General features: G+C 66.1%; 22 protein-coding genes. 6 read left to right on the top strand and 16 right to left on the bottom strand.

The features are described 5' to 3' along the window. Positions 1–120: 120 nt before the first annotated feature. The 3 genes from CVUC_RS10870 to CVUC_RS10880 all read right to left on the bottom strand — a co-directional run bounded on the left by CVUC_RS10870 (position 121) and on the right by CVUC_RS10880 (position 2,995). Positions 121–903, bottom strand: a complete 783-nt coding sequence (locus tag CVUC_RS10870) for a DUF4908 domain-containing protein (protein WP_012639994.1) — start codon at positions 901–903, stop codon at positions 121–123. A gap of 123 nt (positions 904–1,026) precedes the next feature. Next, positions 1,027–1,749, bottom strand: coding sequence for a beta-ketoacyl-ACP reductase (locus CVUC_RS10875; protein ID WP_010918399.1), 723 nt, complete (start codon positions 1,747–1,749; stop codon positions 1,027–1,029). A gap of 70 nt (positions 1,750–1,819) precedes the next feature. Continuing rightward, positions 1,820–2,995, bottom strand: a complete 1,176-nt coding sequence (locus CVUC_RS10880) for an acetyl-CoA C-acetyltransferase (protein WP_096032426.1) — start codon at positions 2,993–2,995, stop codon at positions 1,820–1,822. A 215-nt stretch (positions 2,996–3,210) separates the two neighbouring features. Between CVUC_RS10880 and phaR the strand changes: the two genes are divergently transcribed. Beyond that, complete coding sequence (gene phaR, locus CVUC_RS10885; RefSeq protein WP_010918397.1) at positions 3,211–3,861, top strand: polyhydroxyalkanoate synthesis repressor PhaR; 651 nt, start codon at positions 3,211–3,213, stop codon at positions 3,859–3,861. Between the two features lie 48 nt (positions 3,862–3,909). Further along, positions 3,910–4,233: a hypothetical protein gene (locus tag CVUC_RS10890; RefSeq protein ID WP_010918396.1), complete on the top strand. Its 324-nt coding sequence runs from the start codon at positions 3,910–3,912 to the stop codon at positions 4,231–4,233. Here CVUC_RS10890 and CVUC_RS10895 read toward each other — a convergent pair. Next, positions 4,230–4,538: a DNA-binding protein gene (locus tag CVUC_RS10895; RefSeq protein ID WP_096032425.1), complete on the bottom strand. Its 309-nt coding sequence runs from the start codon at positions 4,536–4,538 to the stop codon at positions 4,230–4,232. The genes CVUC_RS10890 and CVUC_RS10895 overlap by 4 nt on opposite strands. Before the next feature lie 63 nt (positions 4,539–4,601). Between CVUC_RS10895 and CVUC_RS10900 the strand changes: the two genes are divergently transcribed. From CVUC_RS10900 to CVUC_RS10910, 3 genes are all read left to right on the top strand, one after another. Beyond that, positions 4,602–4,667, top strand: a complete 66-nt coding sequence (locus CVUC_RS10900) for a hypothetical protein (RefSeq protein WP_024265562.1) — start codon at positions 4,602–4,604, stop codon at positions 4,665–4,667. A 130-nt stretch (positions 4,668–4,797) separates the two neighbouring features. Further along, entirely contained in the window at positions 4,798–5,670 is an 873-nt protein-coding gene (gene hemF / locus CVUC_RS10905) for an oxygen-dependent coproporphyrinogen oxidase (protein ID WP_096032424.1), read from the top strand. Positions 5,671–5,754: 84 nt separating this feature from the next. Further along, positions 5,755–7,215 carry a DUF1593 domain-containing protein gene (locus CVUC_RS10910; RefSeq protein WP_096032423.1) on the top strand — a complete coding sequence of 487 codons (1,461 nt, stop codon included), beginning with the start codon at positions 5,755–5,757 and terminating at the stop codon, positions 7,213–7,215. Positions 7,216–7,243: 28 nt separating this feature from the next. Here CVUC_RS10910 and CVUC_RS10915 read toward each other — a convergent pair whose 3' ends face one another. From CVUC_RS10915 to CVUC_RS10935, 5 genes are all read right to left on the bottom strand, one after another. Next, entirely contained in the window at positions 7,244–9,040 is a 1,797-nt protein-coding gene (locus CVUC_RS10915; RefSeq protein WP_096034722.1) for a methyl-accepting chemotaxis protein, read from the bottom strand. A 218-nt stretch (positions 9,041–9,258) separates the two neighbouring features. Further along, positions 9,259–13,449 (bottom strand): DNA-directed RNA polymerase subunit beta', encoded by a 4,191-nt coding sequence (rpoC, locus tag CVUC_RS10920; RefSeq protein WP_010918391.1) that lies wholly within the window; start codon positions 13,447–13,449, stop codon positions 9,259–9,261. A 113-nt stretch (positions 13,450–13,562) separates the two neighbouring features. Then, entirely contained in the window at positions 13,563–17,633 is a 4,071-nt protein-coding gene (gene rpoB / locus CVUC_RS10925) for a DNA-directed RNA polymerase subunit beta (RefSeq protein ID WP_010918390.1), read from the bottom strand. A gap of 466 nt (positions 17,634–18,099) precedes the next feature. Further along, positions 18,100–18,258 carry a hypothetical protein gene (locus CVUC_RS10930; protein WP_096032422.1) on the bottom strand — a complete coding sequence of 53 codons (159 nt, stop codon included), beginning with the start codon at positions 18,256–18,258 and terminating at the stop codon, positions 18,100–18,102. A gap of 42 nt (positions 18,259–18,300) precedes the next feature. Further along, a complete protein-coding gene (locus CVUC_RS10935) occupies positions 18,301–19,323 on the bottom strand; it encodes a WD40/YVTN/BNR-like repeat-containing protein (RefSeq protein WP_164468267.1) in 1,023 nt (340 codons plus the stop codon). 126 nt (positions 19,324–19,449) lie between these two features. Between CVUC_RS10935 and hfsI the strand changes: the two genes are divergently transcribed. Beyond that, positions 19,450–20,772, top strand: a complete 1,323-nt coding sequence (hfsI, locus tag CVUC_RS10940; protein ID WP_010918387.1) for a polysaccharide biosynthesis protein HfsI — start codon at positions 19,450–19,452, stop codon at positions 20,770–20,772. Between the two features lie 22 nt (positions 20,773–20,794). Here hfsI and CVUC_RS10945 read toward each other — a convergent pair whose 3' ends face one another. The 7 genes from CVUC_RS10945 to CVUC_RS10980 all read right to left on the bottom strand — a co-directional run bounded on the left by CVUC_RS10945 (position 20,795) and on the right by CVUC_RS10980 (position 25,804). After that, positions 20,795–21,685 carry an RDD family protein gene (locus CVUC_RS10945; protein WP_096032421.1) on the bottom strand — a complete coding sequence of 297 codons (891 nt, stop codon included), beginning with the start codon at positions 21,683–21,685 and terminating at the stop codon, positions 20,795–20,797. Between the two features lie 359 nt (positions 21,686–22,044). After that, positions 22,045–22,428 (bottom strand): 50S ribosomal protein L7/L12, encoded by a 384-nt coding sequence (gene rplL, locus CVUC_RS10955; RefSeq protein WP_096032420.1) that lies wholly within the window; start codon positions 22,426–22,428, stop codon positions 22,045–22,047. 45 nt (positions 22,429–22,473) lie between these two features. Further along, entirely contained in the window at positions 22,474–22,992 is a 519-nt protein-coding gene (gene rplJ, locus CVUC_RS10960) for a 50S ribosomal protein L10 (RefSeq protein ID WP_096032419.1), read from the bottom strand. 349 nt (positions 22,993–23,341) lie between these two features. Beyond that, on the bottom strand, positions 23,342–23,878 hold the full coding sequence (locus tag CVUC_RS10965; protein ID WP_010918383.1) for a TetR family transcriptional regulator: 537 nt from the start codon (positions 23,876–23,878) through the stop codon (positions 23,342–23,344). Between the two features lie 68 nt (positions 23,879–23,946). Further along, complete coding sequence (gene proC / locus CVUC_RS10970) at positions 23,947–24,729, bottom strand: pyrroline-5-carboxylate reductase (RefSeq protein ID WP_096032418.1); 783 nt, start codon at positions 24,727–24,729, stop codon at positions 23,947–23,949. 180 nt (positions 24,730–24,909) lie between these two features. Continuing rightward, positions 24,910–25,416, bottom strand: coding sequence for a YbjN domain-containing protein (locus CVUC_RS10975; protein WP_010918381.1), 507 nt, complete (start codon positions 25,414–25,416; stop codon positions 24,910–24,912). Between the two features lie 130 nt (positions 25,417–25,546). Next, positions 25,547–25,804, bottom strand: coding sequence for an accessory factor UbiK family protein (locus tag CVUC_RS10980; RefSeq protein ID WP_012639990.1), 258 nt, complete (start codon positions 25,802–25,804; stop codon positions 25,547–25,549). Positions 25,805–25,807: the final 3 nt, after the last annotated feature.

Below are 25,807 nucleotides of genomic sequence, written 5' to 3' on the forward strand. Positions count from 1 at the left end.
TCGCGCCTAGAGCCTGTCTGGTTTAGGTGGAACCATCTAAACCAGATAAACAGGCTCTAAAATCAAACACTTAGAGCCCTTTCAAACGCTTTAGATGATTCCATCTAAAGCTAAAGGGCTCTAGCGATTGATCACCTTGATGATCCGTTTCGAGGAGGGGCGCCCCGCCAAACCCTGTTCCGGAGAGTAGGTGATGGTCAGGGCCCCGTCCTTCAGCGATGCCGAAGGCTTGTGACCCTCAGCCAGCAGAACGCGGGCGATGCCCGAGATCAGCGACCGGTCGCCCTTCCGCGCCATGCGCTCGAACGCTTCGGCGACGATGGTCGCCGTGTCGGCGGCCAGGACCGAGGTCTCGGGGCGCACGTCCTGCACGGTGGCGAACTCGATGTCGCGTTGCGCAGCGCGGCTGGCGCGGGCCGTGGCGATGCGGACGCGCTGCACGAACACGTTGAACGACAGCATCGCCGGCGGCTGGATGGACTGCGCTCGCCCAGAGAGGGCCACCGCAGCGCCCATCGGCGCATCGTCGGTGAAGAGGATGATGCCGCCCAGCTTGGTGACCCGCAGGACAGGTTCGCCAAGATCGTTGCGATAGATGACGTCGCCGCGCGAGGCGGGCTGGGCCTGAAGCACCCATATTTCGGCGCTGTTGTCGAACTTGATCAGCGGCCGCGGCGCAGCCTGGTCGAAGACGAAAGCGCCGCCGGTTTCGGAAACATAGCGCGCCACAGGCGGCGCGGGCGCGCGGCGCGCCTCCCCCTGGCCCTTGTGGCCCAGCAGGGCGTCACGCAGCGAGTGCGGAAGCTGTTGGGCGTGCGCAGGCGCCCCCATGAGCATCAGAGCAGCGATCATCAGGGCCGCCCGGGCGCCCCAGTCGCCAAACTCCGCCTTGTGGAATGTCATGCGATCCGTACTGCCCGTCGACTGGGGCGAATCTTGGACGCGTGAACGCCGATCACCCGAAGCCCGGGACATGAGGCCAAACTGCAACAGCGGCCGTCAAGTCCGGGCTTCGAGGACGCGTCCTTAGGCCATGTACTGGCCACCGTTCAGGGTCAGGGTGGCGCCGGTCACGAAGCCCGCGCGCTCGCCCGCGAGGAACGAGACCATGTCGGCGATTTCCTCACCGCGGCCCAGGCGACCGACCGGAATGCCGGCGACGATCTGCGCCAGAACGTTCTCGGGAACGGCCGCCACCATTTCGGTGTCGATATAGCCGGGGCAGATCACATTGACGGTCACGCCCTTCTTGGCGTTCTCCAGGGCCAGGGCCTTGGTGAAGCCGATCAGGCCGGCCTTGGCCGCCGAATAGTTGGTCTGACCCATCTGGCCCTTCTGGCCGTTGATGGAGCTGATGTTGATGATGCGGCCCCAGCTGCGGTCGCGCATGCCCTCGATCACCGGACGGGTCATGTTGAAGGCCGAGTCCATATTGACCCGGATCACTTCGGACCACTGCTCATAGGTCATCTTGTGCAGCATGCCGTCGCGGGTGATGCCGGCGTTGTTGACCAGGATGTCGATGGGGCCGAGCTCGGCCTCGACCTTCTTCACGGCCGCCTGGCAGTCCTCGAACACGCCGACATTGCCCTTCACGACCATCACGCCCAGTTCCTTGGCGCAGGCCTCGGCGGCGGCTTCATTGCCGGAATACCCCGCCGCCACCTTGTGGCCGTCAGCGATCAGCCGCTCGCAGATGGCTCGACCGATGCCGCGGGTGCCGCCGGTCACGAACGCAACTCTCGTCATGTAACTCTCCCGATCGCTTTTCTTATGGTTGGCGGCGACCCGCCGATGGGCGGGCCGCCTAAAGGTTGGCTCAGACCGCTTCCACGCACATGGCCACGCCCATGCCACCGCCGACGCACAGCGTGGCCAGGCCCTTCTTGGCGCCCGAGCGCTTCATCTCGTGGACCAGCGTGGTCAGGATGCGCGCACCCGAAGCGCCGATCGGGTGACCGATGGCGATGGCGCCGCCGTTGACGTTCACCTTGGCCGGGTCCAGGCCCAGCTCGCGCACCACGCACAGGGCCTGGGCGGCGAAGGCTTCGTTGCTCTCCACCAGGTCGAGGTCGGAGACGGACCAGCCGGCCTTTTCCAGCGCCTTCTTCGAGGCCGGGATCGGGCCGGTGCCCATGACCTCGGGCTCGACGCCGGCATTGGCCCACGAGGCGATCCTGGCCAGGGGCTTGAGGCCGCGCTTAGCGGCTTCCTCGGCGCTCATCAAAACGAGGGCGGCGGCGCCGTCATTCAGGCCCGAGGCGTTGGCGGCGGTGACCGAGCCTTCCTTGTTGAACACCGGCTTCAGGCCCTGGACGCTCTCGATCGTCGCGCCGTGGCGGATGAACTCGTCCTTGTCGACGATGGTGTCGCCCTTGCGGCCCTTGATGGTAATCGGAACGATCTCGTCATCGAACTTGCCGGCCTTCTGGGCGGCCTCGGCGCGATTCTGGCTGGTGACGGCGAACTTGTCCTGGTCTTCGCGCGTGATCTGCCAGCGGCTGGCGATGTTCTCGGCGGTCTGACCCATGTGGTAGCCGTGGAAGGCGTCCCACAGGCCGTCCTTGATCATGGTGTCGACAAACTGCAGGTCGCCCATCTTCTGGCCACCCCGCAGGTTCTGGGCGTGCGGCGCCTGGCTCATGCTCTCCTGGCCGCCGGCGACGACAACCTTGGCCGAGCCGTCGGCGATCTGCTGGGCCGCCAGGGCCACGGCGCGCAGACCCGAGCCGCACAGCTGGTTCAGGCTCCAGGCCGGGGCTTCGACCGGGATGCCGGCCTTCACCGAGGCCTGGCGCGCCGGACCCTGACCGGCGGCGGCCTGCAGCACCTGGCCCAGGATCACTTCATCGACGTCGGAGGGCGCGATCCCCGCGCGCGAGACGGCGGCTTCGATGACGGCCTTGCCCAGTTCCGAAGCCGGCAGGCTGGCCAAGGCCCCATTGAACGAGCCTACCGGCGTGCGGGCGGCGGAAACGATGACAATCTCGCTCATGCGATAGCTCCCGTGACGTTCTGACGTGACGCTTCGCGGTTGCGGCGCCCGTTCTTTTGCAATGCAGCATCAGCATGCACGCCACGACCGCGTTCGTCACGCGCACATTTTCACGCCTTCGCGACACCTCCAAGTCATCAGAACACTGGCGTCACGCCTTTGCATTCGCGATAGTGCGATGCGAAAAGCGGACGTAACCGCTTCTAGGGAACGAAATGTCCGAGAACCCTGAAAAAGGCGAGACGACCGCCGGAGGCGAAAAATCGTCCGGTCAGCGCGTGATCATCAAGAAATACGCCAACCGCCGCCTCTACAACACGGCATCCTCTTCGTACGTCACCCTCGAACACCTGTCGGACATGGTGAAGGAGGGCGTCGACTTCGTGGTCTATGACGCCAAGACCAACGACGACATCACCCGTTCGGTCCTGACCCAGATCATCTTCGAGGAAGAAAACCGCGGCGGCGGCCAGAACCTGCTGCCGATACAGTTCCTCCGCCAGCTGATCGGCTTCTACGGCAACTCGATGCAGGCCTTCCTGCCGTCGTATCTGGAGATGTCGCTCGAGAGCTTCGCCAAGCAGCAGGAGCGCCTGCGCGGGCAGCTCAGCACCATGGCCCCGGGCAAGATGCCCGGCATGGGCGTCTACGAAGAGCAGATCCGCCAGAACATGGCGCTGTTCGACCGGGCGATGAAGATGTTCTCGCCCTTCGCCTATGTCCGTCCCGAGGATGCGGCCGCCGCGCCGGCCGAGCCCGCGCCGGCCCCGGCGCCCGCGCCGCCCAGCGACGACTCCCTGGCCGATCTCAAGCGCCAGCTGGAGGCGATGCAGGAACAGATCGCCAAGCTGGCCAGCAAGTCTTAACCAAGCCGATCCAGCCGTTCTTAACCGTCCTGGCCCTAGGGTCTGGGCATGAGCGGTCCGATCGATCCCCTTCGACGCCCTGGTTCCACGCGACGCGCCCTGCCGGGCCCGCGTGATTCCGCTCGCAACGACGCCGACGAGGACGTGGTGTTCGTGGTCGAGGAAGACGTCCAGCCGACGCCGCCGCCCCCTCGTCGCGACGGCTTTGCCGCTTTCGCCGCCCATATCATGGGACAGTCGGGCCAGAAGCGCGGCCTGCGCGGTGGGCAGGAAGTGCTGGACACGGCCAGATCGACCTATCTTGGCACGGAATACTCCGGTCCCGCCGACCGGCGTCCGCCCACGGGCCTGCTGAAAAAGACCAACATCTAGCGCGTCAGTCGCGCCAGCTCCGCCTCCAGCGCCGCGACCCTGGCCTCCAGAGCCACGATCCTGTCTCGGTCGCTGGGCGGCGCAGGACGCACACCCGCGCGGGACGCCGCTTCCGCCGCCGAAACGCCCAATAGCTCGGCGAAGGCGTTGATTTCCCGCATCGAAAGCTCACGCTGATCCTTGAAGGCCAGGGCCAGATCGCCCTCGCTCATACCCGCCACCGCGGCCAGGATCCCGCGCGTCAGCCCGCGCTCGGCCAGACGCTGATCGTACCAGGCGGCGTCGAAGAATAGCGCCATCAGCAAACCGCCGCGGGCTGGCGCCGTTCTTGCTTAATCGAAGGTGAATTCGATCGCCGTGAGCTCGCCATGTCCATCGCCGTCCGCATCTTCGACATCGTCGTCGTCGCCCTGATCTTCACGGCCCTGACCTGATCTGAACGCCGGTCACGCCTGCCCAAGGGGCGAGTATGGCCGCGCCGAACGTTCGCTGTCGAACGCCTGCATCCCCGTTGTCGTCACGGACCCATTTGCACGCGGGCGCGCAGGGGCTTAATCGGCGGGTATGAGCACCGATCAAGACCTCGACTCCCAGAAGGCCGCCGCCCGGGCGTGGTTCGAAAGCCTGCGCGACCAGATCTGCGCCGCGTTCGAGCAGCTTGAGGACGAGGCCCCCGCCGATCTCTATCCCGGCGCGCCCGGTCGCTTCGAGAAGAAGGCCTGGGATCGCCAGGCGGGCGGCGGCGGCGTCATGGGCATGATGCATGGTCGTCTGTTCGAGAAGGTCGGCGTCCACGTCTCGACGGTGTTCGGAACCTTCACCCCCGAAATGGCCAAGAATATGCCGGGCGCGGCGGAAGACCCCCGGTTCTTCGCCACAGGCCTCAGCCTGATCGCCCACATGACCAATCCGCGCGTGCCTGCGGTGCATATGAACACGCGCTTCATCGCCACGACCAAGAGCTGGTTCGGCGGCGGCGGGGATCTCACTCCCCTGCTCGGCTACCAGCGCCAGCAGGACTTCCCGGACGCCATCGACTTCCACGCCGCCTACAAGCGGACTTGCGACAAGTACGATCCGGAATGGCACCCCAAGTACAAGGCCTGGTGCGACGAGTACTTCTTCCTGCCGCACCGCAACGAGCCGCGCGGCATCGGCGGCATCTTCTATGACCACCATGACAGCGGCGACTGGGCGCGGGATTTCGCCTTCACCCAGGATGTCGGCCGAGCCTTCCTGGAGATCTATCCCACCCTGGTCCGCCGCCGCATGGGCGAGGCCTGGACCGCCGACGAGCGCGAGCAGCAGCTGATCCAGCGCGGCCGCTATGTCGAGTTCAACCTGCTCTACGACCGGGGCACGATGTTCGGCCTGAAGACCGGCGGTAACGTGGAGTCGATCCTCAGCTCCATGCCGCCGGCGGTGAAGTGGCCCTAGGGGCCGGGCCTGCACCCCAAGGCGGCCTTGCGGTTTCCTTCCGATGTGATCGCGCCTACGATGGTAGCGATAACATTCTAGAGGGTGGAAACGATGCGAGCCTGGACGGGCCTTGTCTTGGCCATAGCGCTCGGCTGGATCGCGCCGGCGCACGCCGCGCCTGAGGCCTCCGCCCCGGCCAAGGTGCGGTTGATCGTGCTCAGCGACATCGAGAACGAGCCCGACGACACGCAGTCGTTTGTCCGCCTGCTGCTGTACGCCAACGAGATCGACATCGAGGCGCTGGTCGCCACGACCTCGACCCACATGCGCGGCGAGATCTATCCGCAGTCGATCAAGCGGCTGGTGTCGCTCTATGGCCAGGTCCGGCCCAATCTTGTGCTGCATGCCGACGGCTATCCCACCGCCGAGACGCTCGCCGCCCGGGTTCGCGCGGGTCAGCCGGCCTACGGCCTTGCGGCGACAGGCCCCGGCAAGGACACCGAGGGCTCTCGGGCGATCATCGCGGCCCTGGACAGCCCCGACCCGCGTCCGGTCTGGGTCTCGGTCTGGGGCGGCGCCAACACCCTGGCCCAGGCCCTGAAGACCCTGAGCGCCACCCGCCCCGCCGCCGAGGTCGAACGCCTGATCGGCAAGCTTCGCGTCTATACGATCTCGGATCAGGACGACGCCGGCGCCTGGATCCGCAAGACCTATCCGTCGCTGTTCTACGTCGTGAGCCCCGGCGGCTACGGCGCGGCGACCTGGGGCGGCATGTTCCAGGCCGTGGACGGCTTGGACAACACCACCGTCTCGAACGCGTGGCTGGCGCAGAACATCCAGCAGGGACGCGGACCTTTGGGCGCGGCCTATCCGGACGTGGCTTACGGCATGGAGGGCGACACGCCCGCCTTTCTGAACCTGATCCCCACGGGCCTGGCCGACCCTGAGCGTCCCGACTGGGGCGGCTGGGGCGGCCGCTATGCGCTCTACACGCCCAACCTGGCCGATACGGATCCGAAGGGCTTTACCGGCGGGGTGCCGATCGAACCTGAGACCCGCCCGATCTGGACCAATGCGATCGACACGGTGGCGCCGCACGAACCCGCCCCGTTCGGCCGGGCTGTGAAGGTGTCGGCCCGGGTCCACAAGGACTATCGCGCCACGGTCTGGCGCTGGCGGGACGCCTTCCAGAACGACCTCGCTGCGCGCATCGGATGGACGACCTTGCCCCGCGACAAGGCCAATCATCCGCCCGTCGCTGTCCTTGATCACGCCGACCGTCTGACGGTGCGCGCCGGGAAGACCTTCAGCCTGAGCGCGCGCGGCAGCCACGATCCCGATGGCGATAGCCTGTCGTTTCTCTGGTTCAACTATCCGGAGGCGGGGACGTGGAAGACGTCTATCCCCGCGAACGGCGCCGAAAACATCTATCGCGCGTCCTTCACAGCGCCCGCAGTCACCAAGCCCGAGACCGCGCACTTCATCGTGGCGATCAGCGACAAGGGCGCGCCGGCCCTGACCCGGTACCGGCGCGTGATTGTGACATTCCTCCCGGCGCCGTGACGCTCTTTCGGACGGTTTCGGAGCTTGTCTAGGCCGCCTTCTGGCGCACATCCTCGCTCAGCGAGAAGGCCCGGACCAGGTTCATCAGGTCCGAAGCTTCCCGCTTGAGGCTGTGGCTGGCCGCTGTGGTCTCTTCCACCATGGCGGCGTTCTGCTGGGTGACCTGATCCATCTGGCTGACGGCGGTGTTGATCTGGCCAAGGCCGATGGCCTGTTCCTTGGCCGTCGTCGCGATGTCGTTGACCAAGGCCTCGATGCCGGAGAACTCGTCAACGACCGCGCCCAGCGCCTGCCCGACCCGCCCGACCAAACCCACGCCGCTGTCCACGCTGGAGGAGGCTTCCGCGATCAGGCCCTTGATCTCCTTGGCCGCGTCGGCAGAACGCTGGGCCAGGGCCCGGACTTCCATGGCGACCACGGCGAAGCCACGCCCCGCCTCACCGGCGCGGGCGGCCTCGACCCCCGCATTCAGGGCCAGGAGGTTGGTCTGGAAGGCGATCTCGTCGATCACGCCGATGATCTGGTTGATCTGGCGCGAGGATGTGTCGATCCGCTCCATGGCCCCGATCGCCTCGCCGGCCAGGTCGGCCGACTGCGTGACGGAGGATCGGCTACGCGAGGTGGCTTGCTGAGCCATGGCGGCGCGCTCGGCGCTTTGACGGATCGTCGAGGTGACTTCCTGCAGGGCCGCAGCGGTCTCTTCCAGACTGGCGGCTTGCTGCTCCGTGCGCCGGGACAGATCGTCGGCCGCCGAAGAGATCTCTCCCGCGCCGCCACCGACCGAGCCCGCCAGAGCGATCACCTTGGCGAGGGTCGCTTCCAGCATCTGAACCGAGGCGTTGAAGTTGATCCGCAGGTCTTCGAACTCGGCCGGGAACGGCTCATTGATCCGTTGTTGCAGCTCACCGCGCGCCAGGCCGTTCAAGCCGCGATCCAAGGCCGACACGACCAGATCCCGCGCAAGAGCATCGGCCTGCGACTGAGCGGCCTGACGCTGCTGGGCGTCCATGGCCCGCGCATCCGCCGCCAGCTGCTGTTCGCGGGCGGCGCGGCGCTCCAGAACGGCGGTCCGGAACACACCGACAGAGCGGGCCATGTCTCCCAGTTCGTCAGCCCGCCCCTGATAGGGGACGTCCTTGTCATAGTTACCGTCGGCGAGCGCGCCCATATAGCCGGTCATGCCGAGCAGCGGCCTGACCATCTTCCTGCGCAGGATCCAGACGCCCCCGGCGGCCACGATCAGCATCAGCGCCGTGGCCAGCCCCACCGCGATGAAGATACGCTGGGATTGCGCCTCCGCGGCCTCGACCTTGGCCTTCGAGAGTCCCACCACCAGCGGCGTCAGTTCGGTGATCACCCGACGGTGCTCGCGGTAGGCGATCGTCATGGCGTCAAGCGCGGTGTTCATGGCCGCGACATCGCCGGCGCGAAGGGCGGGTCTGAACTGCTTTTCGGCGATATCCCAGAACTTGCGGACCTGGATGTCCGACGCCGCGAGGCCGTCCTTGACCTCGGGCGTCAGCGGCCGTGTCGCCCAGTGCGCATGCCGGTCTTCATAGCTGGCATGGAGCGCGGTCAGGTCGCGGTCGATCTCCGCGCCCATGTCCAGTTCGTCCGGGCCACGGTGCGCCGTGAGCAGCGCTTCTACGATGAAGAGCGGCGGCGGCATGATGTCCGCCACCAGGGCGTCGACCTCCATCTGCTGCTTCGACAGCGGCCCTCCGACACGCAGCGTCATCAAGGCGTAGGTCGCCGTGCCTGTCGCCAAGGCGAAGGCCGCGATCAAGACGATCGCGAAGAGGTTCAAGGTTCCCGAAATGCGCAATGACATCGTTTGCATTCTCCCCTTAAGGAAAGATGCGCGTCGATTCTTAACGCAAGGAAAACGTTGTTCCACCGGTTACCCAATCTGTGGGCGATCTACTCAACCCAAAAGAAAGGCCCGGGATCTCTCCCGGGCCTTTCCTCAATCAATTGGCGAAAACCTTGCTCGGCGTCGCCCCGGACACTTTTGGCGTCCGGGTCTTCGACTGTTTCGGGCGCCTATTCGGCGTCCGAAAGCGCGATCTCGGCCGGCAGCGGCTCCATCGCATCTTCGCGCTGCTGGGCCAGCTGTTCGTCGCGCTTGGCGGCGACGCGTTGCAGGCTGCGCAGGTAGGAACCCGTACCGGCGGGGATCAGACGACCCACGATGACGTTTTCCTTCAGGCCTTCCAGGGTGTCGGTCTTGCCGTGCACCGAGGCTTCGGTCAGGACGCGGGTCGTTTCTTGGAACGACGCGGCCGAGATGAAGCTCTTGGTCTGCAGCGAGGCCTTGGTGATGCCCAGCAGCACCGGCTGGGTCACAGCCGGACGGCCGCCGCGGGCGATCGCCTTTTCCTGTTCCTTGTCGAACTCCGGCTTATCAAGGTGGTCACCCTTGATCAGGCCGGTGTCGCCGGGCTCGAGGATCTCGACCTTCTGCAGCATCTGACGAACGATCGTCTCGATGTGCTTGTCGTTGATCGGCACGCCCTGCAGACGATAGACCTCCTGGATCTCGTCGACGAGGAAGTTGGCCAGAGCTTCGACGCCCAGGATGCGCAGGATGTCGTGCGGATCCGGGTTGCCGTCGATGATGTACTCGCCCTTGGTGATGTAGTCGCCGTCGTGGACGGCGATGTGCTTGCCCTTCGGGATCAGGAACTCGACCGCCTCGGGCTGGTTGCCGTCGGCGTCGACGTCCGGCGTGATCTTGATGCGGCGCTTGTTCTTGTAGTCCTTGCCGAATTCGACACGGCCATCCATCTCGGCGATGACGGCGCAGTCCTTCGGACGACGGGCTTCGAACAGTTCGGCGACGCGCGGCAGACCACCGGTGATGTCCCGGGTCTTGGCGCCTTCGGTCGGGATACGCGCGATCACTTCGCCCGGCTTCACTTCGTCGCCGTCGGCGACGGAGAGAATGGCGCCGGCCGACAGCAGATAGCGGGCTTCACCGCCGTTGCTCAGGCGCTTGTACGAACCGTCTTCCGACAGCACGCCCATGGCCGGACGCAGGTCCGAACCGCGGGCCGAGGTGCGCCAGTCGGCGACCACGCGCTGGGCGATGCCGGTGGCTTCGTCGACTTCCTCGCGGATCGACAGGCCATCGACCAGGTCTTCGGCGCGGATCTTGCCGGCCACTTCGGTGATGATCGGGGTGGTGTAGGGGTCCCAATCGCCGAGGCGCTGGCCGCGCTTGACCAGATCGCCGTCCTTCACCCGCAGGCGGGCGCCGTACGGCGGCTTGTAGGTTTCACGCTCCTTGCCGTCGACCAGAACGCTGACCGAGGTGTTACGGCTCATGATGACCAGGGCGCCGTCCGAACCCACGACCGTCGGGCCGATCACGCGGACCGTACCTTCGTTCGAGGCTTCGAAGAACGACTGCTCGGCCACCTGGGCCGTGCCGCCGATGTGGAACGTACGCATGGTCAGCTGCGTGCCGGGCTCACCGATCGACTGGGCGGCGATGACGCCGACCGCTTCGCCGATGTTCACCGGGGTGCCGCGGGCCAGGTCGCGGCCATAGCAGGCGCCGCAGACGCCGATCTTGGCTTCGCAGGTCAGGACCGAGCGGACCTTCACCGATTGAACCACCGCCGCCTCGATGGCGTCGGCGATGTTCTCGTCGATATAGGTGTCGGCCGGAACGACCAGTTCGCCGGTGCCCGGATCCTTGACGTCCTCGGCCGTGAAGCGGCCCAGGACGCGCGAACCCAGCGAGACCAGCACGTCACCGCCTTCGACCACGGCGCGCAGGGTGATGCCCTTGGTGGTGCCGCAGTCTTCCTCGACGATGATGCAGTCCTGCGCGACGTCGACCAGACGACGGGTCAGGTAACCCGAGTTGGCGGTCTTCAGCGCGGTGTCGGCCAGACCCTTACGGGCGCCGTGGGTGGAGTTGAAGTACTCCTGAACGGTCAGGCCTTCCTTGAAGTTCGAGACGATCGGGGTCTCGATGATCTCGCCGGAGGGCTTGGCCATCAGGCCGCGCATGCCGCCCAGCTGCTTCATCTGGGCTTGCGAACCCCGGGCGCCGGAGTGGGCCATCATGTAGATGGCGTTGATTTCCTTCTCGCGGCCGTTCTCGTCCTTATGCTTCATCTGAAGCTCGGCCATCATCTCGTCGGCGACGCGATCGGTGGCCTTGGCCCAGGCGTCAACGACCTTGTTGTACTTCTCACCCTTGGTGATCAGGCCGTCGGCGTACTGCTGCTCGTATTCTTCAGCCAGCTTGCGGGTTTCTTCCACGATCGCGGTCTTGCGGACCGGGATGATGATGTCGTCCTTGCCGAACGAGATGCCGGCCTTGGCGGCTTCCTTGAAGCCCAGGCCCATCACCTTGTCGGCGAAGATCACCGTCGCCTTCTGACCGCAGTGGCGGTAGACGATGTCGATCAGATTGCCGATTTCCTTCTTGGTCAGCGCCTTTTCGATCAGGCGGTGGCCAATCTGGGGGTGGTGCGGCAGCAGGGCGGCGATCTTCATGCGGCCCGGCGTGGTGTCGATCACCTTGCGCAGCAGGACGCCTTCCGGAGTCATCTCGGTGTGGCGCGCCTTGATCTTGGCGTGCAGCGAGACGACGCCGGCGTCCATGGCGGCTTCGATTTCACCGAGGTCGGCGAAGATCTTGCCTTCGCCCGGCTCACCGTCACGCGCGACCGACAGGTAGTAGAGGCCCAGGACGATGTCCTGCGACGGCACGATGATCGGGCGACCGTTGGCGGGCGACAGGATGTTGTTGGTCGACATCATCAGGACGCGCGCTTCCAGCTGAGCTTCCAGGCTCAGCGGGACGTGCACGGCCATCTGGTCGCCGTCGAAGTCGGCGTTGAACGCGGCGCAGACCAGCGGGTGCAGCTGGATGGCCTTGCCCTCGATCAGCTTCGGCTCGAACGCCTGGATGCCCAGACGGTGCAGGGTCGGGGCGCGGTTCAGCAGAACCGGATGCTCGCGGATCACCTCTTCGAGGATGTCCCACACCTGCGGCTGCTCGCGCTCGACCATGCGCTTGGACTGCTTGACGGTGCCCGACAGGCCCTTGGCGTCCAGGCGCGCATAGATGAACGGCTTGAACAGCTCCAGCGCCATCTTCTTGGGCAGGCCGCACTCGTGCAGCTTCAGCTCGGGACCCACCACGATGACCGAACGGCCCGAGTAGTCGACGCGCTTGCCCAGCAGGTTCTGACGGAAGCGACCTTGCTTGCCCTTCAGCATGTCGGCGAGCGACTTCAGCGGGCGCTTGTTGGCGCCCGTGATCACGCGGCCGCGACGACCGTTGTCGAACAGGGCGTCGACCGACTCCTGCAGCATCCGCTTTTCGTTGCGGATGATGATGTCGGGCGCGCGCAGCTCGATCAGGCGCTTCAGACGGTTGTTACGGTTGATGACCCGGCGATACAGGTCGTTCAGGTCCGAGGTCGCGAAGCGGCCGCCGTCCAGCGGCACCAGCGGACGCAGTTCCGGCGGGATGACCGGAACGACCGTCAGCACCATCCACTCGGGACGGTTGCCAGACTCCTGGAAGGCTTCCAGGATCTTCAGGCGCTTCGAAAACTTCTTCTGCTTCATGTCCGAAACGGTGCCGGACAGCTCCTCGCGCAGACGCTCGGCCTCTTTTTCGAGGTCGATGGCCTTCAGCAGGTTCTGGATGGCTTCCGCGCCGATTTCAGCGGTGAAGCTGTCGTCGCCGTATTCTTCCTGGGCGCGCATGTAGTCGTCTTCGCTGAGCAGCTGGTGCTGCTTCAGCGGCGTCAGGCCCGGCTCGGTGACGATGTAGTATTCGAAGTAGAGGACGCGCTCGATGTCCTTCAGCGGCATGTCGAGCATCATGGCGATGCGCGAGGGCAGCGACTTCAGGAACCAGATGTGGGCGACCGGCGAGGCCAGTTCGATGTGGCCCATGCGCTCGCGACGAACGCGGGCCAGGGTGACTTCAACACCGCACTTTTCGCAGATGATGCCCTTGTACTTCATGCGCTTGTACTTGCCGCACAGGCATTCGTAGTCCTTGGTCGGGCCAAAGATACGGGCGCAGAACAGGCCGTCACGCTCGGGCTTGAACGTACGGTAGTTGATGGTCTCGGGCTTCTTGATCTCGCCGAACGACCACGAGCGGATCTTTTCCGGCGAAGCGAGCGAGATGCGGATCTGGTCGAAGGTCGGAGCGGCCTGGACCGGATTGAAGATGTTCAGGACTTCCTGGTTCATCTTGGTTCCTTCTGCGGGGTTTCCCGCGAAAATTCTTGAGGGAGAGCGGGCTGAAAGGAGGCCCCTCCCCGGCCACCCTTCCTAAGAGGGGCAGGCGAGGAGGGAGGTCCGGATCAGCTGTTCTCCAGCTCGACGTTCAGGCCGAGCGAGCGCATTTCCTTGACCAGCACGTTGAAGCTTTCCGGGATACCGGCTTCGAACGTGTCGTCGCCGCGGACGATCGACTCGTAGACCTTGGTCCGGCCGGCCACGTCGTCGGACTTCACCGTCAGCATTTCCTGCAGGGTGTAGGCCGCGCCGTAGGCTTCCAGAGCCCACACTTCCATTTCCCCGAAGCGCTGACCGCCGAACTGGGCCTTACCACCCAGCGGCTGTTGCGTGACGAGCGAGTACGGACCGATCGAACGGGCGTGGATCTTGTCGTCGACCAGGTGGTGCAGCTTCAGCATGTAGATGTAGCCGACCGTGACCGGACGCTTGAACTGCTCGCCGGTCAGACCGTCGAACAGGATCGACTGGCCCGACTTGTTGACGCCGGCCATTTCGAGGTGGCCCTCGATGTCGTCCATGCGCGCGCCGTCGAACACCGGGGTGGCGATCGGAACGCCCTTGCCCAGGTTGCGGGCCAGTTCGACCAGACCCTCTTCGGTGTCCGGCAGCTCTTCGTCCGGACCGTAGATCTCGGTCAGACGCTCGACCAGGGCCTGCTTCTGACCGCCTTGCTGCCAGTCTTCCAGCAGGTTGGTGATCTGCTTGCCGAGGTTGGCGCAGGCCCAGCCCAGGTGGGTTTCGAAGATCTGACCGACGTTCATGCGCGAAGGCACGCCCAGCGGGTTCAGAACGACGTCGACGTGCGTGCCGTCGGCGAGGAACGGCATGTCCTCGATCGGCAGGATGCGCGAGATGACGCCCTTGTTGCCGTGACGGCCGGCCATCTTGTCGCCCGGCTGCAGCTTGCGCTTCACGGCCACGAAGACCTTGACCATCTTCATGACGCCCGGAGGCAGTTCGTCGCCGCGCTGCAGCTTGTCGACCTTGTCTTCGAAACGACGGTCGAGGCGCTTGCGGTTCTCGTCGAACAGGCGGCGCAGGCTTTCCAGCTCACCCATCGCCTTTTCGTCTTCCAGGGCGATCTGCCACCACAGGCCCGAAGCGACCTGAGCCAGGCCTTCGGCCGTGATCTCGCCGCGCGACAGGCCCTTGGGGCCCGACAGCGCGACCTTGCCGATCAGCAGTTCCTTCAGACGGCCCGAGATGTTGCGGTTCAGGATCGCGAACTCGTCGTCGCGGTCCTTGCCCAGGCGGTCGATCTCGGCGCGTTCGATGGCGAGCGCGCGCTCGTCCTTGTCGACGCCGTGACGGTTGAAGACGCGCACGTCGACGATCGTGCCGGCGACGCCCGGGGGCAGACGCAGGGACGTGTCGCGGACGTCCGAAGCCTTTTCACCGAAGATGGCGCGCAGCAGCTTTTCTTCCGGCGTCATCGGGCTCTCGCCCTTCGGCGTCACCTTGCCCACCAGGATGTCGCCCGGCTGGACTTCGGCGCCGATCGCCACGATGCCGGCTTCGTCGAGGTTGCGCAGGGCTTCCTCGCCGACGTTCGGGATGTCGCGGGTGATTTCTTCCGGACCCAGCTTCGTGTCGCGGGCCATGACTTCGAATTCCTCGATGTGGATCGAGGTGAAGACGTCGTCACGGACGATGCGTTCGGAGATCAGGATCGAGTCTTCGAAGTTGTAGCCGTTCCAGGGCATGAACGCGACGAGCGCGTTGCGGCCCAGGGCCAGTTCGCCGAGCTCCGTCGACGGACCGTCGGCGATGATGTCGCCGGCGACGATCCGGTCGCCCACCTTCACCAGCGGACGCTGGTTGATGCAGGTCGACTGGTTCGAGCGCTGGAACTTCGACATGCGGTAGATGTCGACGCCCGAACGCGCGGGGTCGGTCTCTTCCGTGGCGCGGATGACGATACGCGTGCCGTCGATCTGCTCGACCACGCCGGTGCGCTTGGCGATCACGACGGCGCCCGAGTCACGGGCGACGACGGCTTCCATGCCGGTGCCGACCAGCGGGGCGTCCGACTGCACCAGAGGCACGGCCTGACGTTGCATGTTCGAGCCCATGAGGGCGCGGTTGGCGTCATCGTTTTCCAGGAACGGGATCAGGGCGGCGGCCACCGACACGACCTGGCGCGGCGACACGTCCATCAGGTCCACCGTCTCCTTTTGCAGGAGGGTCGGTTCGCCGTTGATGCGGCCCGGAACCAGGTCTTCGACGATCTCGCCTTCAGCCACCTTGATGTTGGACTGGGCGATGACGTGCTTGGATTCCTCCATCGCCGACATGTAGACGACTTCGTCCTGCGGCTTGCCGTCCTTCACGCGACGGTACGGGCTTTCGATGAAGCCGTACTTGTTCACGCGGGCGTGGGTCGCAAGCGAGTTGATCAGACCGATGTTCGGGCCTTCCGGCGTTTCAATCGGGCAGATCCGGCCGTAGTGGGTCGGGTGAACGTCGCGGACTTCGAAGCCGGCGCGCTCGCGGGTCAGACCACCCGGGCCGAGGGCCGAGAGACGACGCTTGTGGGTGATTTCCGACAGCGGGTTCGTCTGGTCCATGAACTGCGACAGCTGCGAGGAGCCGAAGAATTCACGGACAGCGGCGGCCGCCGGCTTGGCGTTGATCAGGTCGTGCGGCATCACGGTGTCGATGTCGACGGACGACATGCGTTCCTTGATGGCGCGTTCCATGCGCAGCAGGCCGACGCGGTACTGGTTTTCCAGCAGCTCACCGACCGAGCGGACGCGGCGGTTGCCCAGGTTGTCGATGTCGTCGATTTCGCCGCGACCATCGCGCAGGCCCACCAGGACCTTCAGCACGGCCAGGACGTCTTCCTTGCGCAGGATGCGGACTTCGTCCGAGACGTCCTGCTCCAGGCGCATGTTCATCTTCACGCGGCCCACCGACGACAGGTCGTAGCGCTCGGCGTCGAAGAACAGCGACTTGAACATCGCCTCGGCGGCTTCCACCGTCGGCGGCTCGCCCGGACGCATGACGCGGTAGATGTCGAACAGCGCGTCCTCGCGGATGGCGTTCTTGTCCACGCGCAGGGTGTTGCGCATGTAGGCGCCGACCGTGACGTGGTCGATGTCCAGAACGTCGATGGTCGAGAAGCCTTGATCGGCCAGGGCCTGGATCGAGGTCACGTCCAGCTCGTCGCCGGCTTCGGCGTAGATCTCGCCGGTCGCCATGTTGACGGCGTCACGGGCCAGATAGCGGCCGGTCAGGGCTTCGGGCGCCAGCAGCAGGGTCTTCAGACCGCCATCGGCGAACTTCTTGGCTTGGCGAGCCGTGATCTTGGTGCCGGCCGGAGCGACTTCCTCGCCCGTGTCGGCGTCGACCAGCGGGAACTCCGGCTTCACGCCGCGCCAGCGCTCGGGCTTGTACGGGGTGGCCCAGCCGCCCGAACGCTTCTCGAACGGAACGACGTCGTAGAACGTGGTCAGGATCTCTTCGCCGTCCATGCCCAGGGCATAGAGGAAGGTCGTGGCCGGCAGTTTACGGCGGCGGTCGATACGGACGTAGACGATGTCCTTGGCGTCGAACTCGAAGTCCAGCCACGAGCCGCGGTACGGGATCACGCGGGCGGCGAACAGGAGCTTGCCCGAGGCGTGGGTCTTGCCCTTGTCGTGGTCGAAGAACACGCCGGGCGAGCGGTGCATCTGCGAGACGATGACGCGCTCGGTGCCGTTGACGATGAAGGTGCCCTTGTCCGTCATGAGCGGGATGTCGCCCATATAGACGTCCTGCTCCTTGATGTCCTTGACCGAGCGGGCGCCGGTTTCTTCTTCGGTTTCGAACACGATCAGGCGCAGCTTGACCTTCAGCGGCGCGGCGAAGGTCATGTCGCGCTGAATGCACTCTTCAACGTCGTACTTGGGCTCTTCGAACTCGTACGAGACGTACTCGAGCACGGCGCGCTCGTTGAAGTCCTTGATCGGGAACACCGACTTGAAGACCGCCTCGACGCCTTCGTCGCGACGCAGGCCCGGACGGGTCTCGCGCTGAAGGAACTGCTCGTAGGAGGAGCGCTGAACCTCGATGAGGTTCGGCATCTGCACAGCCTCGGGAATGCGGCCGAACGACTTCCGGATCCGCTTCTTGCCGGTGAAGGATTGCGCCATGTTGTTTCCCTGCGGCGCGGACGGAGTCCGCGCGTGAATTCGAATATCCGCTGCGTCCACCCTCGCCGCTCCCCTGGTCGGAGAGCTGCGGACGCTGGAATTCCCCTGTCGGGCGACCGGGACCGGAAGCCTGATGGGCGCCCCTTCGCGCTGGTCGGAGGGCGGCTGACCGCGCCTCGGGGCGTAATACGGACGCGCGTAGGCGCTCCGCCGATGTCATCGTGAACGCGGAGATATAGGGGAACAGGATGAGGAAGGAAAGGGGGATTCTTTCGCAGGCGTAAATGCGTGGGATCAGGTTGTCCTCAGCCCAGTTTCCCGCCCCGTTCACCCGACCTCCCCGGCGAACGCCGGGGCCCAGATCCATCCGGAGTGGCTGGGGTGTTCGCGCTCGAAAGCATCACCCAAGCGATGGGCCCAGTGGCTTTGATCTGGACCCCGGCATTCGCCGGGGAGATCGGAGGAGTCAGCCGTTGCGTAGAGCTTTCATGGCCAGTGAGACGCCCAGCCCGATCAGGCAGACAAAGAAGGCGATCTTGGTGATCGCCCCGGCCACGTCCACGACGAAGCCGAGGATCCCGAACAGGATCATGAGCGCGAGAAGGACGCCGGCGAGCTTAAGCATGGGGGATAAACGCGGGCGACGGACGGGGGTTCCCGTCGGCCCCTACCCCCTCCAGAGACCGATGGATCCTTTCGGACCGCAGAGCACCGCCGCCTTCTCAGAGGTCAGGCGCACGCTGTTCATCGGCGCTGCAGAGACGCGCTCGAACGCGCCGCCATCGCGGCTGACGATGGTTCCCGCAAGGCCGGTGGCCATCACCGTGCCGCCTCTGGCCGAGATTCCCGACAGATAACCCGGCGGCGCGGCGACGGGCTCGAACCTCGTGCTCCCTGGCGGCCGTCGGGCTAGGTTCACGCCTTCGCCTTGAGGGCTCCTGTAGTCGCCGCCGCAAACCCACAGCGTCCCGTCATTGGCGAAGGTGACGGCGAACGCCCCTTTCGACGGGGCGTCCGCCAGGATCGGCGTCTCCAGCGCCACGAAGGCCCCGCCGCCGCGCGACAGATAGACCCGCGCCTTGCCTGCACCGCCCGTGCAGAACGCCACCTGCCCTCGCGGGCCGATGGCGACGCAGCCATTGCTGGCGGCAAAAGCGCCCTCGTTCGGCGCGGCGAGCGGCACGCCCTTGGGATCGAGTCGGGTCCAGGTCTCGCCCGCGTCATCGGTGAAGAGCACCGTGAACCGGCCTTGCGTCGGGTCCCCGAGGATGTAGCCGCGCTTGTCATCGACGAAGGTGAGCGAGTCCCAGAAGCCCTCCGGATCCTGGTTCGCCGCGATCCGCGCCCAGGACTGGCCGCCGTCTCGGGTGCGCCACAGCTGCGAGGCCTCGCCCGGCCCGGCGCTCATGGCCAGGACATGCTGGTCGTGGAAAGCATGCAGTCCCCGGAAGTCCAGCGCCTCGGCGCCGACGATGCGGAGCGCGTCCTGCTGCGCGCCCCTGCCCCGGATGATCCAGCCTTTGGAGCCCGACGCCCACCAGGTCTTGCCGCCCGTCGGCGACAGACCGCGCAGTTCGCTATCGGTGACCGAGGCCGGGATGATGAGGCCTGCGGCGGCCGGGGTGGCGATCACGGCGAAGCCGCCGACTAGGACAGCGCGGCGGGTCGTCGAGGACAGTGCCATGATCACTCCATAAGGCTGCGACTGCGGCGCCTTCTCAATCTTGGCGAGCAAAGAGCGCTCCGCGCAATTCAAGGGGCGTTAATGAGTCGTCCATAAACCATAGCGCCGAAATCGGACCGGAGCCTCTTCGGCATGACGACGCCCTATCGCCACCCCGACCAGGCGACGGCCGTGCCGCTCGACCTGGTCGGCGGCGGCGACCGGCCCCGCATCGACATCACCTTTTGGGCGTGCGTCTTCGCAACGCTGATCTTCAGCCAGTTCTATCTGCTGCTGCTCACAGGCCCAGGCACCGGAGGGGCCAGTCCGCAGTCCAGCGCGGCCAACAGCCAGTCCGCGTTCCTCCGACTGATCTTCCTACCGGTTTACCTGATCGTGCTGCTCGTCATCTGTGCGCGCCCATTGCGCTTCCTGGCGGTGCTGACGCGATCCTGGCTGCTGCTGGGGCTTCTGAGCATCGCCGTCTGCTCGGTGCTCTGGAGCTTGCAGCCCGACGTCACCATCCGCCGTCTGGTGGCGGTCGTCTTCACCACCCTGACCGGCGTGCTTCTGGCCGAGCGCTTCGAATGGCCCAAGACGCTCGAGGTGCTGGCCAGCACCTACGCCGTTGTGGTCACCCTATCCTTCGTCTTCGGCCTGTTCATGCCGGCCTATGGGGTGATGTCGATCGACTTCCCGGGCGCCTGGCGGGGCGTCTATGGCTTCAAGAACCAGCTGGGCTGGGCCATGTCGCTGGCCACCCCGACCTTTCTGGCCTGCGCCCTCGCCAATCCCCAGCGCCGCCGCCTGTGGCTGGGCTTTGCGGGCGCGGCGCTGCTGCTGATCGTGTTGTCGACGTCCAAGACCGCCTTGGTCTCATGCCTGGCGGGCCTGGCGTTCATGCCGCTGATCGCGCTTTGCCGGATCGGACCCGCGCTCGGGACCACGGCGCTGCTCGCCGCCGTCAGTGTCGTAGCATTGGTCGGCGCTGTCTATGCGCTGGCGCCTGAGCTTGTCTTCGAGCTGATCGGCCGCGACGCGACCTTCACCGGCCGAACCCTGATCTGGGACGCCATCAGCCGCCAGATCGAACAACGTCCTCTGACAGGCTATGGCTACGGCGCGGTATGGGATGACCTTTCGGGCTGGGGCCCCGTCGCGTGGATCTCCAACGACCAGGGCTTCAAGATCTTCTCGGCCCACAACACGGTTCTGGGCGTCTGGCTGGAGCTTGGCCTCATCGGCGTCACCGCCTGGCTTATGCTGCTGGTCGGCGCCTGGCTGAAGGGCCTGTCCCGTCTGGCGACGGCCCCGGCCTATTTCTTCCTGCCCTTCCTGGCCATCTTCACGCTGCACAGCCTCACCGAGTCCGACGCCCTGATCCAGAACGACCTGGGCTGGGTGATCTTCTCGATGACGGTGACCAAGCTGGCCATGCCCTTTCGGCCGGGCGGGGGCGAGCGCGCCCAGAGCTAAGGGGTCCTAGCCGGCGGGCGCCTTACGGCTGAGCTTCCCAGACGCGGACCGCAATCAGCAGAGCCAGGCCCAGCAGCGCCAACAGGACCTGCGCTGCGCCTTGAGGCCTATGCAACGCCACGCGACGCTTGGGCGGGTCCCACGGCGTATGGCCATCGTCCTTCAGCCAGGAAAAGCCGGCGAATAGGGTGAAGAGCGACACGAACGGGATCCCCATCGCCAGGCCCTGGAACCAGACGCGCAGCTCCCGCCAGAACGCCGTGAAAACGCCGATCGGCCGCCCGTCCGGGCGGACGATGCGAATCCCGAACAGCCACTTGCCCGGGGTCGATCCCGTCAGGCCCAGCAGGATCGCATGGGCGGGGATCACCAGCAGGACGTTCAGCATGATGTCGGCCACCCGACCCCACAGGTCGGTCGTCAGGAACGTGATCACGCCTTGGGTCTGCGTCGGCGCCACCACGCCGCCGATCGCGCCCAGCAGGAGCGCCGTCGGGTATCCGAGCACCGCCGCATCCAACAGGCGCGCGCCGTAGCGCCGCCAGGGGTGGGGCGCGCGATCCGTCCAGCCGCGCCGGCTGGACGGCGCAGCGGGGCCCGGCGGGGGAGCAAGGACAAACGGAAGCTCTTCTAGCGCGGCGGGGGCGCGCGGCTCCACGGGTTGGTCGGCGAAAGGCTGCGGGCTATTGGACGGCCCAGGATCGGGTCGCACCCGCGTATCATCAGGACGCGCCGCGAACGGCGCCAACTCTGGAAGCCAGTGGGCCAAAGGCTCCCATCGCATGCCCTCGGCCGGCCGCACCGGCGTCTCGACGGTGATCAGGCGTTCTCGCAGGAACAGGGCGAGTTCGTCCGTGGACACAGGTCCGCCCTCGCCCGTCGGACCAAGATATCCCCAATATCTGCTCAACATAAGCGATCCCCCTCCGGCCGACCGCTACCTGTACGCGAGCCTCCTCTGGCGGCCGAAACTGTTCGCCCGCCACGGGTGCGGGTTCATGCGCGGAGGGAAGGCGCCGGAAAGGAAAAGCTATGATCGCGTCACGGATCGGCGCGGGTCCGGATGGAAATCTTGGTCCTTCGATACGCCGGGGATGAGGATCTTGGGCGAACCGGGGCCGACCGTCGCCCTTACCCTGAGCGTGTCGAAGGGCCAGGACGGCCGCCCCGACGCCATCAACAGCCAAAAGAAAACGGCCCCGGAGGTTTCCCTCCGAGGCCGCTTCGGCAGGTCCAAAAGGAACCCGGTTCCCAGCGAGCGCTGGGACCGAATTACTTGATTTGGATCTTGGCGCCGGCTTCCGTGAGCTTCTTCGAGATCTCTTCGGCTTGTTGCTTCGAGACGTTCTCGACGACGTTCTGCGGAGCGCCTTCGACCAGGTCCTTGGCTTCCTTCAGGCCGAGGTCCGGACGGACGCCGCGGACTTCCTTGATCACGTTGATCTTCTTGTCGCCGCCGTCGACGAGGACGACGGTGAATTCGGTTTGCTCTTCAGCGGCTTCAGCCGGAGCAGCAGCGGCGCCACCGGCGACGGCCACGGCGACCGGAGCGGCGGCCGAGACGCCCCACTTTTCTTCCAGCAGCTTCGAGAGTTCAGCGGCTTCCAGCACCGACAGGGTGGACAGTTCTTCGACCAGCTTTTCGAGCTTCGACATGTGTCAGTTCCTTAGAGAGATTGGGATAGATTGCGGGGATGACCGTTACGCGGCGTCTTTGGTCGCGTAGGCGTTGAAAACGCGAGCCAGCTGGCCAGCCGGGGCCTGCAGGACGCCAGCGACCTTGGTCGCCGGAGCCTGGATGAGGCCGATGAGCTTGCCACGCAGTTCGTCCAGCGACGGCAGCGTCGCCAGAGCACGCACGCCGGCTTCGTCCAGCACGTTGGTCTGGTCCAGAACGCCACCGACGAGCTTGAGCTTGTCGTTTTCCTTGGCGAACTGCACCGCGATCTTCGCGGCCGAAACGGCGTCCGGGCCGTAGGCGATGGCGACCGGACCGGTGAAGAGCTTGTCGCCCTTGTCACCGAGCTTGCCGTCCAGAGCCTTGAGGGCCAGGGTGTTCTTCACAACCTTGATCGCGGCGCCTTCCTTGCGGAGGCGAAGACGAAGGTCGGTCATTTCCGCAACGGTCAGACCCATGTAGTGGGTCACGACGACAGCGCCGGCATCGGCGAAGACGCTTTTCAGCGACTCGATCGATTCCTGCTTTTGAGCGCGGTCCATTGCGGTCTCCTACTCAATAACAGCGGCCGGACCATTCCGGCAGCCAGATGCGAAACCCAAGCGGGATCGCTCCCGCGTGCGAGTCGCATGTGCCTGTTTCAAGGAAAGTCGGCCGCGTTCCGGTCCCGGACCGGCCCAACACGAGGAAGGGGGTCACGAGCAGGAAGACTTGGCGTCTCTATCCCTGTCTCCCGACGGCGAGGAAGGGCTCTTCCTCGGTTATGGCGTTGGTGACCCCACGCCCCGTTGTTCTCAAACAGGTTCGCCAATGGACCGGAGTCCATCGGAGAAGGCGCGCCGTATAGACGAAGACGGGGGAGATTTCAACAGGCCCCAGGCGAACAGCCGCCTAGACGCCCGCGCCGACCTTGCTGAGCTGCGCCGCCATCTGCTTCAGGCGCTTGTCCAGCTCGGCCATGGTGCGGTTCAGCGCGCCCTCGTCGTCGCGCCAGACCTGGACCACGCGCGCCCAGACCGCCGCCATGGCCGCAAGGCGCGGGACGGTCGCCTCGACCCCGGCCGCCTCGAGGATCGCGCGGGCGATGCGGGGGAAGCGGGCGGCCGAGGCCAGCACGCCCTCGGCCGAGGCGATGGCGATCAGCGCCGCGCGATGGGGCTCCATCGCCTCGATCCGCGCCATCGCAGCGTCGAACAGCCGGTCGTGGACGGCGGCGGTCGCCGGATAATCGACGCCCAGCGCCGCTTGGTCGAACCGGGTCGAAAGGTGGTTGAGCACCGCCGCCTTGCTGTCGGCCAGCGCATAGAGCGCCGCGAAGGAAACATCAGCCTTCACGGCGATGTCGCGCAGGGCGACCTGAGGCCAGGGCTTGTCGGCGGCGAGAGCCAGGGCGGCGGCGGCGGCGCGGTCAAGAATATCGGCGGTCATGGAAGAGACATGGCCCCGGACTTTGACACGGACAAGACAAACCTCCCCCGTTCGGACGTCGAAGCGCTCTAGCCCCCCAGTTCCTTCGATCGCGCCACGGCGGCGTCCAGCGCCTTGGGCAGCAAGTCACCGAAACCGCCGGCGCCCATCAGCACCGAGAGCGCCGCCGCCGTCGTGCCGCCGGGCGAGGTCACCTGCTTGCGCAGCTCCGCCGGTTCCTCGCCGCTCTGCGCCATCAGGGCGGCGGCGCCGATGATCGTCGCCCGGGCGAGGCGCGCGCTCTCGGCAGGATCCAGGCCCTGGGCCGCGCCCGCCGCCTCCAGCGCCTCGATGAAGGCGTAGAGATAGGCCGGGGCCGAGCCCGACACGGCGGTAGCGGCGTGCATCAGGTCCTCGGTCGGCAGCACCGCCACGGCGGCGACCGGCGCGAACAGGGCTTTGGCCCGATCAAGGGCCTCGACATCGTCCGCATAGAGACTGGCCGCGCCCTGCCCGATGGCGACGGCCGTGGTCGGCATGACCCGCGCTACGCGGCGGCCGCCGAAGGCCTGCGAGATGTCCGCGGCGCGGACGCCGGCGGCGATCGACACGATCACCGCGTCCGGCGCCAGGTGCGGAACCACGTCCGCAATCGCCTCGCGCCAGATCTGCGGCTTGACCGCCAGCAACACGGTCTTGGCGGCGCCCAGGGTCTCGAGCGGCGGATTGACCACCGCGCCGGCGAAGGCCGCAGCGTCGACATGGGGGTCGCGGATAATGAGATCGGCGGCGTCAAACGCGCCGGCCGCCTGCCAACCCTGGATCAAGGCCCCGCCCATGCGGCCCGCGCCGAGAAGGAGGATGGGGGTCATGCGGATTACCTCTCAGCCTGTCCCTTCTCCCCTTGCGGAAGAAGGTGTCGCGAAGCGACGGATGAGGGGTCGCACGGTGGCGACCATCAGACCTGTCGAGCGCCGGACGCAGAGAAACCCCTCATCCGACCTGCTTCGCAGGCCACCTTCTCCCGCAAGGGGAGAAGGAAAGTCCAGTGCTTAGGCCTGGCCGACCGTCTCGAACATGCAGGCGGCCATCGCCTGGTCGGGGGTCTTGGCGCCCTGCAGCAGGAACTCGAACGCCGGGAAGAAGCGGTCGGCCGCCTCCACCGCCGCATCGATCATCGAGGCGGCCTGGGCCATGGTCGGACGCTCGCCCGAGGGCAGGGCCAGGGCGTGGCGGAAGACAACTTCGCCGTCCTCGGTCCAGACCTCGAAATGGCCCAGCCAGACGCGCTGGTTGATCAGGGCCAGCAGTTCATAGGCGTTGGCGCGCTTGGACTTGGGCGCGCGCAGATCCAGGGACAGGCACAGCTGCAGGCAGTCGGCCTCGGGCCGCCAGGCGAACCACAGCTCGTAGTCCTTCCAGTCGCCCTTCAGGGCGAAGGCCAGGTCACCGTCCTCGGTGCGATCAAAGGTGAGGTTCTCGGCCGACAGCACGTGCTCGACCACCTCCAGGGGATCGAGAGCCATCAGGACGTCGTCGTCTTCCGGTTGGGTGTCCATGAAAAACCTACGTCCCCGCCGGCGACGGCGGGGGTTAGCCCCGCGCTGAATCGCTCACGTACGGGGACACTAATCTGCTTCGCGGCGTTCGTCTCAACTCGCTTCACGCTGGAAGCGAGCGGCGGATCGGCTATTCGCCTGAACTCGCGGTTTTCTTGGCGGGCGCCTTCTTGGCCGCCTTCAAGGCCGCCACTTCCTCGCGCAGCGCCGCGACCTCGGCCTTCAGGGCCTCGAAATCGTCGCGACGGATCAGGTCGAACTCGGCCGCCAGACGGTCCGCCTGGGCCCGCATCGCGGTCTTGGCCTCCTCGCCGGCCGTCTGGGCGATGCCCATGGCCGCCTGGGTCAGCTTGGCGAATTCGTCGAGGAAAGGGTTCTGGCTGTGCATCGG

It is taken from the genome of Caulobacter vibrioides, assembly GCF_002858865.1.
In the GTDB taxonomy this organism is placed as follows: Bacteria; Pseudomonadota; Alphaproteobacteria; order Caulobacterales; family Caulobacteraceae; genus Caulobacter; species Caulobacter vibrioides.

Coding starts and splice junctions, on each gene's coding strand:
- CVUC_RS10870 (WP_012639994.1), bottom strand. CDS start 903: ATGACATTCCACAAGGCGGAGTTTGGCGACTGGGGCGCCCGGGCGGCC.
- CVUC_RS10875 (WP_010918399.1), bottom strand. CDS start 1,749: ATGACGAGAGTTGCGTTCGTGACCGGCGGCACCCGCGGCATCGGTCGA.
- CVUC_RS10880 (WP_096032426.1), bottom strand. CDS start 2,995: ATGAGCGAGATTGTCATCGTTTCCGCCGCCCGCACGCCGGTAGGCTCG.
- phaR (WP_010918397.1), top strand. CDS start 3,211: ATGTCCGAGAACCCTGAAAAAGGCGAGACGACCGCCGGAGGCGAAAAA.
- CVUC_RS10890 (WP_010918396.1), top strand. CDS start 3,910: ATGAGCGGTCCGATCGATCCCCTTCGACGCCCTGGTTCCACGCGACGC.
- hemF (WP_096032424.1), top strand. CDS start 4,798: ATGAGCACCGATCAAGACCTCGACTCCCAGAAGGCCGCCGCCCGGGCG.
- rpoC (WP_010918391.1), bottom strand. CDS start 13,449: ATGAACCAGGAAGTCCTGAACATCTTCAATCCGGTCCAGGCCGCTCCG.
- rpoB (WP_010918390.1), bottom strand. CDS start 17,633: ATGGCGCAATCCTTCACCGGCAAGAAGCGGATCCGGAAGTCGTTCGGC.
- CVUC_RS10930 (WP_096032422.1), bottom strand. CDS start 18,258: ATGCTTAAGCTCGCCGGCGTCCTTCTCGCGCTCATGATCCTGTTCGGG.
- hfsI (WP_010918387.1), top strand. CDS start 19,450: ATGACGACGCCCTATCGCCACCCCGACCAGGCGACGGCCGTGCCGCTC.
- CVUC_RS10945 (WP_096032421.1), bottom strand. CDS start 21,685: ATGTTGAGCAGATATTGGGGATATCTTGGTCCGACGGGCGAGGGCGGA.
- rplL (WP_096032420.1), bottom strand. CDS start 22,428: ATGTCGAAGCTCGAAAAGCTGGTCGAAGAACTGTCCACCCTGTCGGTG.
- rplJ (WP_096032419.1), bottom strand. CDS start 22,992: ATGGACCGCGCTCAAAAGCAGGAATCGATCGAGTCGCTGAAAAGCGTC.
- CVUC_RS10965 (WP_010918383.1), bottom strand. CDS start 23,878: ATGACCGCCGATATTCTTGACCGCGCCGCCGCCGCCGCCCTGGCTCTC.
- proC (WP_096032418.1), bottom strand. CDS start 24,729: ATGACCCCCATCCTCCTTCTCGGCGCGGGCCGCATGGGCGGGGCCTTG.
- CVUC_RS10975 (WP_010918381.1), bottom strand. CDS start 25,416: ATGGACACCCAACCGGAAGACGACGACGTCCTGATGGCTCTCGATCCC.
- CVUC_RS10980 (WP_012639990.1), bottom strand. CDS start 25,804: ATGCACAGCCAGAACCCTTTCCTCGACGAATTCGCCAAGCTGACCCAG.